The organism is Occallatibacter sp. (genome assembly GCF_049510455.1).
Taxonomy (GTDB): domain Bacteria; phylum Acidobacteriota; class Terriglobia; order Terriglobales; family Acidobacteriaceae; genus Telmatobacter.
Genome location: NZ_JBEKYX010000002.1, coordinates 61,126 through 78,735 on the forward strand (window position 1 = coordinate 61,126; position 17,610 = coordinate 78,735).

The window sequence follows — 17,610 nt, forward strand, 5'->3', positions numbered from 1 at the left end:
CCGGAAGCGGGAATACATCGGATTCGCTTGATGGAGAGAACCTCTTTCTCTCAGGAAACTTTTCGACAACTGAAAAGCGAATGAAGCTGTTCGAACATTTTGCTCCACATCTTCAGCGGTGCGTCTTGGATCGCCTCGCTCTCAGCGCAAAGGAACGCTCTAGTATTCAGCACGATGCGCCAGGTCATTCGGACCGGGACTCACTGCGGAGACGATGAAATTCCATGTCCTTTGAATCCGCACTTGCTGACACGACGAAAAACAGTGAGCTGAAGAAGCCCTCCGACTTCCGTCCGCGCGCCCAGCTTTCCGAATGGATGGACGAACCTTGCTCGTACTCTGATCTTCGCGAGTGCCTTCACGATCTCGCGCAAGTCAACCGCATTACGCTCGCGTATCGTCCCACACTCCAGTGGTTGCAGCAGGTTGTGCGGCAATCGCGTGCGATGCGCCCATTGCACATCGTCGATGTGGGTTGCGGCGGGGGCGACATGCTGCGCCGGATTGAGCATTGGGCTGTGCGCAAACGGATATCCGTTCGGCTCACAGGAATTGATTTGAACCCCCTGGCTGTTCGCGTTGCACGAGAGTTCACTCCGATCGACAGCAGAATTCGATGGATCGCTGGAAAAATGGATTCGATCGACACAGCATCCGATCCCGTGGATCTCGTCATTTGTTCTCTGTTCACTCACCATCTTGCAGATGACGAAATCGTGCGCGTTCTCGCCTGGATGGAGAGCGTAGCGCGCCGAGGCTGGTTTATCAATGATCTCTACCGGAGCCGGGTCTCCTATGTCGGATTCAAGGCGCTGGCTATGGCGGCGCGCTGGCACCATTTGGTACGTCGCGATGGGCCGGTTTCCATCCTCAGGGCATTTCTGCCGTCAGACTGGAGACGGTATGCAGAGGCTTCTGGCCTTCCCGCAGGCTCCGTTCATATCGATATTCGCTGGCCTGCGCGCCTTTGCGTTGCAAGGATAAAAGAGCCATGATCACGTCGCTTTATCATGATGCCTTGATCATTGGAGGTGGTCCAGCCGGATCAACCCTCGCCATTGCTCTTGCTAACGCCGGACGACAGGTGGTTCTGATTGAGAGGAGTGAACGGCCGCAACATAAAGTCTGCGGAGAATTTCTGAGCCCTGAAAGCCTGCCTCTTCTTCGCCACCACGGCATCCATCCAGAGCAGCTTGGAGCGCAGACGATCCACTCCGTTCGGGTGGCTGCTCGGGATGTTTTAGCGGAGGTTCTCCTGCCGGCTCCGGCGCTTTCGCTAACTCGGCAAGTCCTGGATGAAGCGCTTCTGCGACGAGCACAAAAGTCAGGGGTGAGCCTGCTGCGCGGCTACACGGCGGAGAGCCTGTCACATCAACCTGGACGAGAAACTTCTGATCTCTGGTGGGCTCAGATAACAGACAGCACACACACCTCCATCTCGATTCAAGCCGCAGATGCATTTCTTGCTACGGGCAAGCATGACCTCCGCGGCTGGTCGCGCTCTCCCAAGGGGACTCAGAGCGGACTGATTGCTCTCAAGATGTATTTCACCCTCTCGCCGGAGCAGCAGGCGAAATTGGCCGGCTATGTGGAGATCATCCTTTACGAGGGAGGATACGCGGGGCTGCAGATGGTGGAGGGAGGCTGCGCCAACCTCTGCGCGCTCATCACGCGGGAAAAGCTGCAGTCGCTCGAAGGTCGCTGGGATCATCTGCTCGATCACATGCAGACGCACTCTGCTCATCTTGCCTGCCGTCTGAGGGGAGCCGTGCCCATCCTCGAGCGCCCGATGGCGATCTCTTCAATTCCGTATGGCTACTGCGCGGAAGGATCCACGAATGATCCCTCGCCCTGGCGCCTGGGAGATCAGGCCGCTGTTATTCCATCGTTCAGCGGCGACGGAATGGCGCTCGCGCTTTATACAGCCTATCGGGCGGCTCAGCTTTATCTTGAAGGATCCACTCCAGCCGCTTTTCATCAGGAAGTGCGCAACCAATTCGAGCGTCGGCTCTACTTTGGGACGATACTTTCGCGTCTGCTCATTGCTATTCCATCGCTCGCACAAGCTGTCAGGCTGTGGCCCTCCGTCCTGTCGGAAATATTCACGGTCACGCGTGTGCCGGACGCAGCGATACGGGCCGCAAGTCCTTAAGCTCTTTCGTTGTTTTTCTTCAGTCAAATCATGCTCGTTCCATCTGTTCCGGAGTATTCGTATGCGATTGCTTGCTTTCGCCGTGCTTGTCTTTACAGTCAGTCCAACACCATTCAACGCTCAGGCATCTTCCATTCTCGGTGATTGGGGAGAGCCAACAGGCTCGATCGTCCGGATCGAGAGATGTTCCAGTGACATCTGCCTCCAGCTCATAGATCTGAGTCCGAATGCTCCCATCTCAACTGATGTTCATAATCCCGACCCCGCTCAGCGGCATCGCGCTCTCTGTGGTCTTGAAATCGGTCGCCAGTTTCATTTCACTGATCCAACTCATGCTTCAGGTGGAACGTTATATGATCCAAAATCTGGAAACACGTATAGTGGCGCAATGGCAGTCGAAGGGGACATCCTGAAGCTTCGTGGTTACATTGGGATGCCCATCTTCGGCAAAACGGAGATCTGGCGGCGCGTTACGGTGAAAGTTCCATCCTGCATCGACACAAGAACGCACTGACTGTTTGGCCTTATTGCGAAACAATGCTTTACGCGAGCGACGGTCGCGCTGAGGCCTCGGTATATTCAGATGATTTCGCACTCCTGAATCGGCTACGCTATTTTTGTTCTTGTCGCACTTAATATTCGATCTTCAGTGAGAATTGAATTTGGCGAGAATCGTTCGCCGTTCGGTTGATTTCACCAAAGCCTGTTCCAACGATGGTGTTTGATGGCAAGCCCATATTCACGATGTTGAACAGATTGAAGAACTCGGCCCTGAACTGTACATTGGTCAGCTCTGTACCTGCCTTGCGGCGGCCTACTGGCGTGTCCTTCACCAACGAGAAGTCATAATCGTAGAACGCCGGTCCCCGGAATGTATCCCGGCCGAGAGTTCCGAAGCGACCCTGGTTGGGTCCAGTACCTCCCGGCAAGTCTATTGGTATTGAGAAAAATGAAGCGTTGTCCAATCCGCGCCCGAAATAATCTTCTCTGTCTGCGCGCGCAGTGGACAGGGCTGGCTTGGCTATCAGGTCAGGCCGATCCGCGTTTGCGGACCCTACACCGGTTTGCTGGATTCCCGAATAGACCGTGAAGGGCGTTCCACCAGAAAGAGTTGAGATGCTTATGAGCTGCCATCCGTGTACAAGCTTGTCGCTCACATGACTGAATGGACTGATCGCATACACCGGGAGATCTTGCGTAAGACTCAGCGAGAAGGAATTCGTTGTGTCGAAGGTCGACGGACCTCGCTCTGAATGAGTATCGAAAGGGTTTTGTGGCGCTGCTTCGGAAATCGCTCCGACTGAGCTAGTGGCGGATGTTCCGTTTACACTGCTGGTGTCGTCGATCGACTTGGACCACGTGTAGTTGGCCTGGAGCGCAGGTCCACCGTGTGGAGTTTGGCCTTGAACAGAGAACTGAAGCGCATTGTATGAGGAGTGAGAAGTAGCCGTCATTTCAGTCTCTGTCCCAAACCCACCAATGGCCAAACCGCTGGAATTGAATTGAGTATACGGAGCGAATTCTGCTGTTGCTCCTGGATAGGCATTAGGGAAAGCGGTGCGCGGCAGTTTATATGCGGTAGTGCTCACGTAGTTACCGGAGACAGTTATTTGACCGATTGATTGCTCTAATCCAAACGACCAGGTTCCGAGAGCCGCATTGCCAAAATCTTTTCTGATAGCTGAAACGTTGAATGGTGTGGTTTCTCCCTCGGATACATCGGCAATGTCGCTCTCCAGCCGCTCTATATCGACTTGAGTGTTGTGGGGAACATCGTTGGTTCTTCTGCCCGCGAAAATGTTTGTGCCGTCAGGCGTATAGACAGGCGGTAACTGTTGCGGAGTGAATTGAAAGCCATAGGGAACGAATGCCGCAGGCCCCGCGGTCACTCGAGGAGAAAATACGAAAGGAAGGTTGCCAGTCTGCAGGCTGTCCTGCCAGAGGTTGGGTGGAATAGTTGTCAGGGCTGCGCCGATATGAATTTGGAGGCTTCTTTTCAATTGATAGTTGATCGAAGCGCGTGGTCCCCAGTTGTTCATCCAGGTCCGATAGCGCGGTTCCGGATTGATGAGGTATACCTGACCGCCATTCGGAGAAGGGAAGAATCCGGAGGTGCGATTTCCCCGTTCCGCCATTGGCGTATAGATCTCATATCGAATCCCGTATTCAATAGACAAACGGCTCGTTACTTTCCAGGTGTCCTGCACATAAAGCGCGATTGCTTTTCGCGTATTTGCGGCGGGGCCGATATTGGGGCCATTCGAGAAATAGGAGGGTGCTACTGCGCGCGTATAAGCAAACGCACTGCCCGTGAGCAAAGCCGAAAGGGTGTCAGGAAGCGGATCTCCAACATGTATATCGTGAGAGCCGCTTGCTGACTTGATTTCGACTGGAGAGTATGCTGTTCCACCGCCGAAATCATATTCGCCATTGGGGCTGCTTCCATAGTATCCAGCGTTCAGAACCAACCGAAAGTCGGCGCCGGATTTTAAGGTGTGGGAGTGAATGATCCGGATGATATTTTCACGGGCCTGGAATAGATTCCCATAGTCTCTGGTAACCGTTCCCCCAGGGGCGTTGAACGGCTCAAAGAGTGAGTCATTGAATTTCACCGCAGGATCGGTAAGATCGGGCGCCGGGAATGAAGGTGTCGTTCGTGTGGCACTCAGGGACGACTCAAACGTAAGTCGTGGCGACGCAGTATGCAGCCAGGTTAGGACGCCATTGCGCTGGTGGTCGACGTATTCCACACCAAAGCTCGGGTCAATCACGGTCTGATCGGGATTCGTCGTTGGACCGGTGAGATTATCGAGGGAAAAGCGTCCCATGAAGCGATCCTTGGTGCCCAACTGAAAATCGAGCCTTCCGGAGAACTGGTCGGCGTTGGTAACAACCTCCGATGAGGTTGCGTATGTGTTCACGCCGAATGTACCAACCGGATAATTGGGCGACGGATAGCGTGCAAGTATCGCGCTGATGGAAGTATTTACGGGGACAAAGAGCGTGTCACCTTCAAACGCGGTCGTATCCGTGCCCAGCTTTTGATTTGCAGTTGGAACCGAGAGAATTTGCGTCGTCCCAAGAACCTGCCGGAAACCTTGATATTCGATGAAATAGAAGATAGGTCTGTCTGCGCCGAGCCACCTTGAGGGGAGAAGAGGACCACCATTCGTGAATCCAAATTCGTTCCTCCTGAAAGGTGGAATACGTCCTGGGCTCACGGGAGAAGGATGGTCGAAGTAATTTCGAGCGTCCAAGGCCGAGTTTCGCAAAAATTCAAAAAATGACCCGTGGAGACTGTTCAGTCCGCTGCGAGTGAGAATGTTAGTGTATCCGGATGCTCCGTTCCCGATTTCCGCTGGCATGACGCCAGCGGATGAATGCAACTCTGAGATGGCATCCACGTTAAAGTTGGTAAACGTGCCACCGCCCATCGCAGGATCGGTTATGTCTGCCCCGTCCAGCCCGAAGGTTGCTTCGACTCCGCGCTGCCCATTGATGGCAAACTGCTGTGTAAAATTCGACGCGCCGTTAGAATCGCTGGCGGTTCCTGCGGCGAGAAGCAGAATTTGGCTGAAATCCCGCTTATTGAGGGGAATTTCGTTAACTCCCTTATTGGTGAGTTGATCTGTATCCGTTGTTTTTCCAGCTTCCGAACCGGCAATCTCGACTGAGCCGTCGCGTCCCAGGAGGAGTGTCACGTCCGAGGCGGTCGAGGAAACCGATACTTTGGTGATGCTGTGGTAAAGATGGCCGCCGGAATTAACTGTCAGAGAGTAGACCCCCGGCTGCAGATTCCGGAACGAAAAAGTGCCGTCCGATTTCACGGGTGCCGAGTAGTGCTTCGCGTCTGACTCCAACAGGACTGCCCCATCCCTGACGGACGAGATTCCATCTTTACGCAGCGTCCCTGCCCAGTTCGCAACTGGGGCTTGCGCCCACATGTCACAGCTAAGAAAATTCCCTGTGCTCAAGATCGCCATGATGCAGAGGAAGATTGGCAGTCCACCGCCAATCTTGAATGAGCCGATCGTTACTGACATTGGATCGTGTGCCCGCTTTCACTTCCGGAAGAATCTTCGACTGTGACTCTACGGATATGGGTAAACACGGATAAGGCCCATCGGGTAGTAATGCGATAGGCATCGGGAAACGCCCCTATCTTTCAATTACTTAGGCACGCCATGTAGCGACAGAAGGGGATGTATGATACTCCGTTGGAGAACATCCTTGTGGAATAATGATGGACTGATGCTGGTCGGTCGATTTTGCCGCAATCCCAGGTGTCGCGGAATCCGCGCCTCGGAGCGACAAGATACGAAAGGCGCGGAGCAATAGCGCCGAGAAGCAAAAGAAACGTAGAGTTCACCATGCTGCAGTCTCCACAAACCGAAAATGAGGCGAATTGGGCCAAATCTCCGCCGAGTGTCGCGGCGGTTCGCGAGCAGTTGAAGCGGCTCCTTGCCCACCCCTTGTTCACGAACAGCAAGCGCTACCCGGTGCTTCTGGCATATACCGTGGAGAAGACGTTACTTGGCCATGCGCATGAATTGAAGGAACGGACAATCGGCGTTGAAGCCTTCGGCCGTGAGCCAAGCTACGACGTGAATCTTGACCCGGTTGTCCGCACAACCGCGGCTGAAGTACGCAAAAGGCTGATCCAGTACTACTACAACACGGACCACACGGGAGAGCTTGTGATTGAGCTCCTGGTCGGCTCTTATGTCCCTATATTCCGGGATCCGGTTATCTTAAAGACGGCTCTGCTTCCAGAAGCGGTGAACTCGGAGAACAGCGATATCGCTTCCCAGGATTCCCTGGACTCCGAAATCGTCCCGGTGAAGAACTCGCATCCGTGGACGCTGTTTGCTGCCTGCTTATTGATTGCCCTTCTGGTCGGCTTTGGGGCGGGACGCATTCGGCTTCCGGGACGACCAACAAATATGGAACGCTTTTGGGAGCCTATTACGGCCACCTCAAGCAGAGTCACATACTGCCTGGGACAACCCGTTGATGCGGTTGATCGGAATCGCACGACGCCCAACGGGATGCCGCTCTATGGCAGCCTTCATGTTTCGGACGTGATCACGTTAGCGCGGTCCGTTGTTCCTCTTGTTCCTAAGAACGGCGCATTTCGCGTAGTCTCCGATTCAGACATCGGTTTTACCCAACTCCGCGAAGGTCCGTTTGTCCTCATTGGCGCGTTTGACAACGTTTGGACGATGCGGATTACCCAGGATTTGCCATTCGGTTTTGAGGTTGACTCACAGGTGCGGAAGGTCGTAGATCGCAAGAGCGCGCAAAAGCGATTTTGGACCCTCGAATGGCAGGTTCCATATACCAAGCTGGCGAAGGACTACGCCATCGTTGCGAGGATTCACGACAACGTCACTGGCCAGCCGGTCATTATTCTCGCGGGAATTCTAGGCGAAGGAACCGAAGCGGCCAGTGAGGTCGTCTCCAATCCAACGTATTTAAATGCAATGCTGGAAAAAGCGCCGAAGAATTGGACCGAGCTCAATCTGGAGGCCGTGATAGAGACAAATGTCGTTGACGACCACGCGGGCCCTCCGACCGTCCTCGCCGTCGAGACGTGGTGAGAGAGCGGATTCCCTGAACATCCGTATCATACGTAGTGCAAAACGGTCTCTTTAATTGAGAATGTATCCAACTGAAAAATAAATTAGATAGCGGTATCAGGCATAAGGCTGCTACACGATGTAGCTTCACGAAATGTTCCAGGCAAGCCTAGTGTTGGACCGGGGGTACAACCTGCGAGTACTTCGCAGGTTTCGTCACGCGCCGGAGGGAACTCTCGTGAAATACACTTTGGGGTTGGTCGTGTTGGCTACCTGTTTTTCATTGCCGATGCTTGCTGCAAAGAATTCGGAGGGGTTCTTCCTCCCGACGGATGTACGCGTCGGTGATATTCAAATACCGCAAGGGCCCTGCAGAATGACCTGGACAGACCCGGCCGGAACGCAAGTCCAGCTAACCATTCAAGTGAACAGGCGGGATCCAATCACTCTCGCTGCCCGAATGGTTGAGGTAAAGCACTCAAAATCCGGCATCACAACCTTTGTCGATAACGGGGTTACCTACCTGCAGGATTTTCACACGACAGATCACACATTCATCTTGATCGGGACGCCGCGTAGAGCGAGATAGCGCGGCTGAAGCCAGGGATGCTGCCGGGAGACTCGTATGATACATCCTCGATCAGTGCCGCTCTTACATCCTCATCTTATAGATTCAAGGCTATTTAAGCAGTAGTCCAGCACTCCATACCCGTTGAGGCTTCTCTGGTCCGCGCCAACCGTTTGATTCTGCAATTGCTCGCACCCTTTTCTAGTTACCAGCTCATTCTTTGACAAGAGCCACGGCATACTGAGGGCGCGCCAGGAGAAATATGCAGATTCGCAAGCGTCTTCCCATAACTCTCGCAGCCATTGCACTCTTCTTCGGCGCCCACTGCCTTGCCGCCCAGCAAACAGAGCGGCCTTGGATGAACGCGAAACTTTCCCCTGAAGAACGAGCCGAATTGGTGCTCAAGCAACTTACGCTCGACGAAAAACTGTCCTTGGTGCACGGAAATGGAATGGCGCATGAACCGCAATGGACCATGCCACTGACCCATCTCACAAACGGGGGCGCGGGCTACGTTGAAGGAATCGATCGACTCGGTATCCCGCCTCTGATCATTTCAGATGCGGGTTACGGAGTACGGTCGAGTGGCGCGAGCGGGCGGTATTCGACCGCTATGCCTTCCAATCTCGGTGCAGCTTCTAGCTGGGATCTGGAGTCTGCTTGTGCATTTGGCCAAGTGATTGGCGGCGAACTCCGGGCACAAGGATTCGATATGACCCTGGGAGGCGGACTGAACCTCACTCGCGAACCGAGAAACGGACGTACCTTCGAATATGCCGGCGAGGATCCGCTCCTTGCCGGCACGGTTGTCGGAAACATGATGAAGTGCGAGCAAGCCCAGCATGTCGTTGGCGACATCAAGCACTATGCGGTGAACGATCAGGAGACCGGACGTTTCGTTGTGAATTCCATCATCTCGAAACGGGCGATGCAGGAGTCCGATCTGCTGGCATTTCATATAGCGTTGTCGATCGGCAGCCCAGGGGCAGTGATGTGCTCGTACAACCGAATCAATGGAGACTATGGCTGCGAAAACTCGTACACCCTCAAGGATGTGCTCAAAAAGGAGTGGGGCTATAGAGGCTTTGTCATTTCAGATTGGGGCGGGACGCACAGCACGGAAAAGGCATCCGCGGCGGGACTCGATCAGGAGCAGCCAATGGCCGACTATTTTGGACCAAAGCTGAAAGCGGCGGTGGAAGCAGGGAAAGTACCCCTTTCGGAGATCGATGACCATGCGCGCAGAGTCCTATATGCGGAGTTCCTCTCTGGAATAGTCGACAATCCTCCTGAGATGGGTGTCGTTGACGTCGAACGAGGACTTGAGGTTGCGCAGCATATTGAAGAAAAGAGCATTGTTCTGCTGAAGAGCAATCAGGCAGTATTGCCGATCGATCCGTCTCGGGTTCACAGCATTGCGATCATCGGAGGTCATGCGGATGTCGGAATGCTTTCCGGAGGCGGTTCGGCACAAGTAGATCCACCGGCAGGAAATGCCATCATGGCTCCCGGCAAAGGCGCAACGCACTGGCAGGATCATATCTGGTTTCCGACCTCTCCACTAAAAGCACTGCAAACAAAGTTGCCGAATACAAAGATCAACTTTGATTCCGGAACAGATGTACAGCAGGCGGCGAATCTTGCCAGAAACTCCGATCTCGTAATCGTCTTTGCATACCAGTGGCTATCCGAAGGCATGGACCTGCCTAACCTCTCGCTTCCCGACAACCAGGATGCGCTGATCGAGCAGGTAGCAACTGCGAACCCCCGGACTATCGTTGTGCTTGAAACCGGTACCGCAGTCACCATGCCATGGATCGACAAGGTTGCCGGTGTCGTTGAGGCTTGGTATGCAGGCAGTGCGGGACACAAAGCGTTGGCAAACGTGCTCGTGGGCGACGTCAATCCATCCGGCAAGCTTGCCATGACATTCCCCAAAAGTGAGTCGGACCTTCCGCGCCCTGTTATTCCGACTCTCCCGGCTGACGCTGAAGGGCAGGGAAACGATTCTGTGAACTCCGGCACGCGCGTTTCCAGCTATGCCGTGCACTACGATGAAGGCCCGGAAGTCGGCTACAAATGGTACGAGGCTCAACACAAGCAGCCGTTGTTTCCCTTCGGATTTGGCCTGTCGTATACGTCCTATACATACTCTGGCTTAACCGTTGATTCTTCCGCGAAGGCTGCCCGTTTCACCGTCAAGAATAGTGGCAGGCGCGCAGGCACAGAGATCGCGCAAGTGTACGCAACGCTCCCTGAAGGGTCGGACGAGCACTTCAAACGCCTGGTCGGATGGAAGCGGGTTACACTCGCACCCGGCGAGTCGCAAAGTATCACGGTTCCAATTGATCCTCGGGTATTGCAGACTTTCGACGATTCGACAAACGCGTGGAACTTCGCGGCGGGCGAATACGAGGTTGTCGTTGGATCTTCCTCGGATAACACTCCCTTGAAAGCAAGCCTTCGGGTGCAGTAAGGTTCACGTCCCGGAACCCGGCATTCTGTTATTAACCGGAGAGATTTGCCATGCATCCATTCCGTAGATTGGCGTTGTTGACATGTACCGTTCTGTTTCTGATCTCGCCCGTGATGGGTCAGGTCAGCGGCACAATTGACCTCCACATCGCCTCTAAGGTGCCCAGGAAAATCAGCCGGATATCAGCCCAGGAATAAGGAGCCGTTCAAGTGAGCAACACATCAGATTTGGATCTGACCAAGGATGCAGTTCGAGTGGATAGAACAAGCAGCGGCAAAGAACATTTCGAGGTGCTCGATGGCCTGAGAGGAAGCGCGGCATTTCTCATTGTCATCTTCCACCTGTTCAACTATTCGTTTGGCTGGGACAATGCGCTGAGCCTGGTGCGCCACGCATACCTGGCAGTCGATTTCTTCTTCGGGCTATCCGGCTTTGTCGTAGCGTATGCGTATGATGACCGTTGGACTCGGATGTCGATCCCCCAATTCTTTCGCATCCGGCTCATCCGGCTTCATCCCCTCGTGCTCCTGGGTGCGACTCTGGGTCTTCTGGGCTATATCTTCGATCCTTTCGGCAAGGCAATCAATCACACTCCCGCTCCGATGCTTCTGCTGGCCTACCTGACCTCGCTGCTGCTGTTGCCTTCACCGCCGGTCGGGGGACGGCACAACGAAACTCAGGCACTCAATGGACCAGCATGGTCACTTATGCAGGAGTATTTGGGAAACATCGCATACGCCCTGATTCTTCGCCGGCTCCGTGCCGTTACCCTGGGAATCATTTTCGCGGTATCGGGACTGCTTCTCATCTGGGTTGCAAATGTGAGAGGCTCGCTCGATGGAGGCTGGGGATATACAGAGATATGGATGGCTCCTCTGCGGTTGACGGTCTCCTTTGTCATGGGGCTTTGGCTGTATCGCATTCAATCTCGGATTCGCCATCCAAAGATTGGGCTTCTGGTTCTCTCGATAGTTCTTATCGTGGTCTTCCAGATGCCCAAATTTCCCAGCGTGAACGGCTTTTCTCTCAATGGGCTCTACGACGTGGCGTGCGTGCTCTTTATCTTTCCTCTCATTATTCTTTGTGGCGCGCACTCGAAAGCCGGCGCTGGCATGATGCGGCTTTGCAAGCTCAGCGGTAGGCTCTCGTACCCTCTCTACATTACCCACATTCCGTTCGTATATGTCATTTCAAACTTCGCGGGGACCAGACATCCGGGCAAGCTCGTACTGCTCGCCTGGATCTTCGTGGTGCTGCCACTCGCAATCACCGTTGCATGGCTTGCACTGAAGTATTTCGATGAGCCTGTTCGCGCTTGGCTCACGCGCCGTTACGGCATCAAGCGGGCAATCGTATAACCACCCGCCGAGTGGTCTATGGTTCCATGATGAGGGTGATCGAAAGGCTTGTATGCCTTGCGGGGCAATTTCGGTACTTATGACTTTCTTCACGATGCACTCAGAGACATAGGAATCGATTCGATTTGGGAGGACAGAAAAGATGGTATCGAAGAGATGTTGTGCAATTGCCCTGCTTGGGGCGTTATTTTCGATAGGTAGCTGCCTTGTAGCGAAAGCGCAAACCAGCCCGTTCAGCACCGGGGCGAAGCAGCAGGCCGAGGCTCTGCTGAAACAGATGACGCTGGATGAGAAATTAGGCCAGCTCAATGAGTCGTCTGGACTGGTGATACCTGGTCTCGCAACAGAGAAGCCGGATGATCTGATCGAGAGAGGTGGCGTAGGCTCGATTCTCTGGCAGATGGATGTGAAGGAGATTAATCGTCTGCAGCGCATCGCAGTGGAAAAATCCCGCCTGCATATTCCCATTCTCTTTGGCTTCGACGTGATCCACGGATACCGCACTGTATTTCCCGTCCCGCTGGCGATGGCGTCCTCCTGGGATCCCTCGGTCGAGGAGCAGGCACAGCATCTCGCTGCGCAGGATGCGCGTGCTGCGGGCATTGAATGGACATTCACGCCAATGGTTGACATAGCGCGGGATGCTAGATGGGGACGCATCGTGGAAGGTGCTGGAGAAGATCCAGTCCTCGGCTCTGCGATGGCGCAGGCGCAGGTTCGTGGATTTCAAGGAACGAAGATCGGACCGGACAGTGTGCTGGTATGCGTGAAGCATTTTGCAGGTTATGGCGCGGCGGATGGCGGACGTGACTATGACTCGTCGTATGTTCCGGAAGAGCTGCTGCAGAATGTTTACCTGAAGCCCTTTCATGCAGCGGTTGAGGCCGGAGCAGGTGGCTTTATGAGTGCATACATGGACTTGAACGATGTGCCCGCAAGCGGAAATCATTGGCTCCTGACCGACGTGTTGCGCAAGGAATGGGGCTTCCAGGGCATCGTGCTTTCCGACGCTTTTGCTGTAGGAAGTCTTGTGACACATGGCTACGCGCGTGACGGGGAGGATGCGGCCTACAAGGCCATTAGCGCGGGCTTGAACATGGATATGGCGAGTCTGACTTACACGCACAATCTCCTGAAAGTGGTGAAAGAGGGCAAGGTCAGCGAGGCCTACATTGACCAGATGGTACTGCCGATTCTCGAAGCCAAATATGATCTTGGGCTTTTCAACCATCCCTACGTCGATGAGTTGAAGGTCGACAGCGTCCTGAACAGGCCGGAAGGTCTCGCCTTGGAACGCAAGTTGGCGGGGCGGTCCATGGTGCTGCTTCGCAATGAGGGGCGTGTGCTTCCACTGTCCAAGGGGATAAAGAAGGTCGCTGTAATTGGCCCGTTGGCCGACGCTGCCCGCGACGTTGAGGGTGGATGGACAGTGGAAGGCCTGTTCGGAAATGGCTCCAAGAGCCATCCGGTTACCGTCCTCAACGGAATCAAGAACAAGCTTGCCTCTGATGCGCAAGTCACGCTGGTCACAGGCGCTCAACCATCCAAGGTGTACCTCGGTATGTTGGACCAGGTGACAGGCAGCAAACCGATTCCACCGCCTACTCCGCAAGAGACAGCCGACTGGATTGCAAAAGCTAAGGCTGCAGTTGAAGATGCCGATGTGGTCGTGGCTGTCTTAGGCGAGATGGCCAATATGAGCGGTGAAGCTGCATCGCGAGCTACGCTCGACCTGCCGGGTATTCAGGAGCAGATGCTGGAAGCCGTGGTTGCCACGGGCAAACCCGTTGTGCTCGTCCTTGAAAATGGACGTCCGCTTGACATCGGCTGGGCATCCGAGCATGTCCCCGCGATCCTCGAAGCCTGGTATCCGGGAACCGAGGGTGGCAACGCCGTTGCGGATGTGCTCTTTGGAGATGTGAACCCAGGTGGAAAGCTGCCCGTGAGTTGGCCGCGTGAGGCGGGTGCGGAGCCCCTTTATTACAACCATAATCTGACGCATGATCCCGAAGATCGTCCTGGTTTCAAATCACGCTACTGGGACATCGCCTCCAAGCCCCTCTATCCCTTTGGCTATGGTCTCAGCTATTCCACATTCAAATTCGCCAACCTGAGACTCAGCAAGAACAGCATGAGTGTCAGCGACACGAATGAAGTCAGCGTGGACGTCACAAACACTGGGTCTGTGTCCGGTGATGCCGTAGCTCAGATGTATATTCATCAGCGCTACGGCTCGGCCTCTCGGCCTGTCCGCGAACTCAAGGGCTTTGAGCGCATTGCGCTTCAGCCAGGTGAAACCAAAACTCTCAAATTTCGTTTAGGAACGGATCAACTCCATTATTGGAATCCCCAATCGAAAGGCTGGGTTGTGGAGCCAACCGAGTTTGACGTGTGGGCCGGAGAGGATTCAACGGCAAGCCTCCACGCGGAATTCACAACTACTCAATAAAACTCAAGCGCGCTGCGGAGCCTGGGCAGTGGCCCCGGGCTCTGCGGCGATGTTGTCCACATCAGGTGAAGTTCTTTGATGAACCGATCCGCGCTAAGCCTCACCTTTCGGGCGCTCATAAGAAGAATTAAAGGAATGACATTTCGTATGCTCAAAAAATTATTGCGCTGTGTCGTCTTTCCCTGCGTGCCGTAGCCGCGCATCGCGTCTGGCAGAAGGCTGGCTTGAAGCCCCACTGCATGGAGCAATACATGGAACGCTCTGGATCGTCTTGATCCCGTCTCGCCGCTCTTGATAGACACGCTCAATGGTATCGATTGATAGCTCCCCGCAGTGACAATCTTCTGACTTCTTCGTGACAACTTTGCTGTTTTGCCGGGCCTATGGTGGTTGAGGCTTCTGAAGAGAAGGCCAGTTTGAAATCCAGCGAGGCAGCAGGTAAACCATGAAAAAATCGGTGAGCACCACAACGCGTTCAGTCGACCGTCGTTCTTTTATGAAGACCGGTCTACTGACAGGAGGCGCAGCTGCAGTGGGCGTCGGGTTGTTAGCAAGCAAATCCTCGGCACAGGAACGCGGCAGACTCAATCCGGGCGATGCCGCCATCCTCCGGTTTCTGGCAGCCGCAGAACTGATCGAATCTGACCTTTGGACACAATATGCAGAGCTGGGTGGCATCGGCAACAACCAGCCGATTGAATTAGATCCGACTGAGTCGCTGAATCCTTACCAGAGCGCATTGTCAAATCTCGATACTGATGGCCCACAATACATTACGAGCAACACGAATGATGAAATAAGCCACGCCAACTTCATCAATGCCTATCTCGAGTCCCGCGGAGCGGAGCCGGTTAACTTCACCCAGTTTGAGACCTTGAAGGGAAGCACCGCTACAGGATCGTCGGGCAAGCCGCGGCTCACGAACCTCATGCACCTCAATGTCGACACCAGTTGGTTCGTTCGCTATCGCAGCACGACCAACCCGGATTTGGGCGCTACCTTTTCTCAAGCAATCACGCTGAACGATGTAACCACGATTCCCAGAAACAATAACGATTTCATGGGTACGGCCAACCCCAACTTTCCCGTACCCGGCAGCAACGACCATATCCAGGCGATTGCCAATTCAGCCGCCTTTCACTTTGGAATGATCGAGGCGGGCGGCACAAGTCTCTATGCAGCCATGAGCCAGAAAGTGACGGATCCAGAGGTGCTTATGATTACCCTGGGCATTGGTGGAGACGAGATCGCTCACTTCCTGGAGTGGGTTGATTTCGCGGGCAACGGCGTGCAGGCGACTGTGGCGCCGTTTACGGACAGCATATCCGGCCTGTCGTTTCCCAATTTCTTCACCAACCCGCCACTGCAGCCGCCCAGTGTCGTTCAGCCCAGCCTGATCTTTCCAGTCGCTTGCGAATTCATCGACTCCCGGCTTCCCAAGGTGTCGGTCATTCGTCCACTGACTGATAGGTTTGCGGGCGCAACGGCTGCGGTTGCAAGCCTCACCGCCGATGGATTGTTCACCGGTCAGAGCAGGCAGTTCCTGGCTACATTGCAGCAGCTCGCTTATGAGGCCGACGCTGCGATTCGCTTCTAACCCTGGTTGTTGATTTCGGTTGGGGATCTTGCGCATGCGCAAGATCCCCAATCTGTTTCCGGGACAAAATTACTCGCCGGCAGGCTGAGGCTCTTTAATCGATATTTTTTGGGATCAACCAAAAGCTGGAGGCATCATTCCACCCGATCCAATAAACTCCCAGCTAATGGCAAAGCGATTGCATACCGTTTTATCCCGAAACCAGGCGCGCCTGGTTGGCGTACAAAGCAATCGTGAAGTCTTGGGTGCGTAAATCCATGTCACCGTTCAAGACGGGAACCAGCCGCCGCGATCGATGTATCGAACGGTAGGGCAGTCGAGTTCATTTGGTGCCAATCCAATGGAGCAGCATATCGGCCTTGGCCCCAATGCAAGCACAGTGACGCTCGACATCTGGTGGCCTGCCTCCAACACGCGGCAGCATTTCACCAATGTCGCAAAGAATCAATTCATCGAAATCAAAGAGTTCACACCCAGTTACACGCCGTTGCAGCGTAAACCCTTCCGTTTGCGTGAAAGCGCGCCCGCTGCCGCGTCAATGTCGCAAAGCTCTAAGTGAGCAACCGCGTTTCATGGTAAGTTCTTCTGGAACGGTTTCGATGCAGTTGATTGAGGGTCTGAAGTATATGCGGAACAGACTTCTTGCCGGCGTATTAATGCTCGCAGGCGCTCATGCCTGGGCCGCCGAGCATCATTCTGCGCAGGGCATTCTCCTCGAAGTAAATCCGGCAGAGCGTCGAATCGTAGTCTCATGCGATGCAATTCCAGGCTACATGGAAGCGATGACCATGCCATTTACCGTGCGTGGTTCGGAAGATCTCAAAACCTTCGCGCCAGGAGCAACAGTCCGCTTCAACATGGTGGAGGCACAAAATGAGGCCTACGCAGAGCATCTGCAGGTAGTGCATGTCACCAACTTTGAAGCCGAGCCCATGGAAGCTGGCCGCCTGACCCTCCTGCGTAAAACACTGGATCCAAATGCGGCGGCAAAAGTCGTGGCTGTAGGCAAGCCGGTTCCTGACTTCGCTCTTATCGATCAGACGGAGCAGACCACCCGTCTCGCGCAATTCAAAGGGAAAGTGGTGGCCCTCATCTTTACCTATTCGCGCTGTCCGAACCCGAGCTACTGCTTCCGCTTGTCGAATAATCTGTCTCGGTTGGAACGGCGTTTTCGCACGCTTGCCGGAAAAGATTTGATCCTCATCACCATCGTGATCGATCCCGATCAGGATCGCGGCAAAGCTCTGGAGCGCTATGCAGGCACATGGAAGGCCGATCCCGCAGCATGGCACTTTCTCACCGGAACCATTCAAGACGTGCAAAACGTGGCTGAACTGTTTGGTATGAACTTCTGGAGCAGTGAAGGCGTTTCTAACGCACTCCTTCCACACGGTGGTGATTGATCGTGACGGAAAGCTGGCGGCAAACCTG

General features: G+C 54.4%; 11 protein-coding genes. 10 read left to right on the forward strand and 1 reads right to left on the reverse strand.

Annotated elements, in window-relative coordinates; genetic code table 11:
- Positions 1-224 precede the first annotated feature (224 nt).
- The 3 genes from ABSG47_RS00705 (at position 225) to ABSG47_RS00715 (ending at position 2,666) form a co-directional block, all read left to right on the forward strand.
- Positions 225-995 (forward strand): methyltransferase domain-containing protein, encoded by a 771-nt coding sequence (locus tag ABSG47_RS00705; protein ID WP_424165055.1) that lies wholly within the window; start codon positions 225-227, stop codon positions 993-995.
- Positions 992-2,152 (forward strand): NAD(P)/FAD-dependent oxidoreductase, encoded by a 1,161-nt coding sequence (locus ABSG47_RS00710; RefSeq protein WP_424165057.1) that lies wholly within the window; start codon positions 992-994, stop codon positions 2,150-2,152. Before ABSG47_RS00705 ends, ABSG47_RS00710 begins: the two co-directional genes overlap by 4 nt.
- Positions 2,153-2,213: 61 nt before the next feature.
- Positions 2,214-2,666: a DUF2147 domain-containing protein gene (locus tag ABSG47_RS00715; RefSeq protein ID WP_424165059.1), complete on the forward strand. Its 453-nt coding sequence runs from the start codon at positions 2,214-2,216 to the stop codon at positions 2,664-2,666.
- Positions 2,667-2,784: 118 nt separating this feature from the next.
- Here ABSG47_RS00715 and ABSG47_RS00720 read toward each other — a convergent pair whose 3' ends face one another.
- Positions 2,785-6,195 carry a TonB-dependent receptor domain-containing protein gene (locus ABSG47_RS00720; protein WP_424165061.1) on the reverse strand — a complete coding sequence of 1,137 codons (3,411 nt, stop codon included), beginning with the start codon at positions 6,193-6,195 and terminating at the stop codon, positions 2,785-2,787.
- A 327-nt stretch (positions 6,196-6,522) separates the two neighbouring features.
- Here ABSG47_RS00720 and ABSG47_RS00725 point away from each other — a divergent pair, with 327 nt between their 5' ends.
- From ABSG47_RS00725 to ABSG47_RS00755, 7 genes are all read left to right on the forward strand, one after another.
- Positions 6,523-7,752 carry a hypothetical protein gene (locus tag ABSG47_RS00725; protein WP_424165064.1) on the forward strand — a complete coding sequence of 410 codons (1,230 nt, stop codon included), beginning with the start codon at positions 6,523-6,525 and terminating at the stop codon, positions 7,750-7,752.
- Between the two features lie 809 nt (positions 7,753-8,561).
- Positions 8,562-10,775, forward strand: a complete 2,214-nt coding sequence (locus ABSG47_RS00730) for a beta-glucosidase (protein ID WP_424165066.1) — start codon at positions 8,562-8,564, stop codon at positions 10,773-10,775.
- Positions 10,776-10,984: 209 nt separating this feature from the next.
- Positions 10,985-12,133: an acyltransferase family protein gene (locus ABSG47_RS00735; RefSeq protein WP_424165068.1), complete on the forward strand. Its 1,149-nt coding sequence runs from the start codon at positions 10,985-10,987 to the stop codon at positions 12,131-12,133.
- 142 nt (positions 12,134-12,275) lie between these two features.
- Positions 12,276-14,582, forward strand: coding sequence for a beta-glucosidase BglX (bglX, locus tag ABSG47_RS00740; protein ID WP_424165070.1), 2,307 nt, complete (start codon positions 12,276-12,278; stop codon positions 14,580-14,582).
- 445 nt (positions 14,583-15,027) lie between these two features.
- On the forward strand, positions 15,028-16,179 hold the full coding sequence (locus ABSG47_RS00745; protein ID WP_424165072.1) for a twin-arginine translocation signal domain-containing protein: 1,152 nt from the start codon (positions 15,028-15,030) through the stop codon (positions 16,177-16,179).
- Positions 16,180-16,432: 253 nt separating this feature from the next.
- The gene (locus tag ABSG47_RS00750) at positions 16,433-16,738 is read left to right on the forward strand and encodes an ASPIC/UnbV domain-containing protein (RefSeq protein ID WP_424165119.1); all 306 of its coding nucleotides are present in this window, start codon (positions 16,433-16,435) and stop codon (positions 16,736-16,738) included.
- Positions 16,739-16,805: 67 nt separating this feature from the next.
- Positions 16,806-17,582, forward strand: a complete 777-nt coding sequence (locus ABSG47_RS00755; protein WP_424165074.1) for an SCO family protein — start codon at positions 16,806-16,808, stop codon at positions 17,580-17,582.
- Positions 17,583-17,610: the final 28 nt, after the last annotated feature.

What these genes read in the sequence shown, in the direction of transcription:
- ABSG47_RS00725 (WP_424165064.1), top strand. Translation starts at nt 6,523, where the DNA reads ATGCTGCAGTCTCCACAAACCGAAAATGAGGCGAATTGGGCCAAATCT.
- ABSG47_RS00720 (WP_424165061.1), bottom strand. Translation starts at nt 6,195, where the DNA reads ATGTCAGTAACGATCGGCTCATTCAAGATTGGCGGTGGACTGCCAATC.
- ABSG47_RS00730 (WP_424165066.1), top strand. Translation starts at nt 8,562, where the DNA reads ATGCAGATTCGCAAGCGTCTTCCCATAACTCTCGCAGCCATTGCACTC.
- ABSG47_RS00755 (WP_424165074.1), top strand. Translation starts at nt 16,806, where the DNA reads ATGCGGAACAGACTTCTTGCCGGCGTATTAATGCTCGCAGGCGCTCAT.
- ABSG47_RS00745 (WP_424165072.1), top strand. Translation starts at nt 15,028, where the DNA reads ATGAAAAAATCGGTGAGCACCACAACGCGTTCAGTCGACCGTCGTTCT.
- ABSG47_RS00705 (WP_424165055.1), top strand. Translation starts at nt 225, where the DNA reads ATGTCCTTTGAATCCGCACTTGCTGACACGACGAAAAACAGTGAGCTG.
- ABSG47_RS00715 (WP_424165059.1), top strand. Translation starts at nt 2,214, where the DNA reads ATGCGATTGCTTGCTTTCGCCGTGCTTGTCTTTACAGTCAGTCCAACA.
- ABSG47_RS00710 (WP_424165057.1), top strand. Translation starts at nt 992, where the DNA reads ATGATCACGTCGCTTTATCATGATGCCTTGATCATTGGAGGTGGTCCA.
- bglX (WP_424165070.1), top strand. Translation starts at nt 12,276, where the DNA reads ATGGTATCGAAGAGATGTTGTGCAATTGCCCTGCTTGGGGCGTTATTT.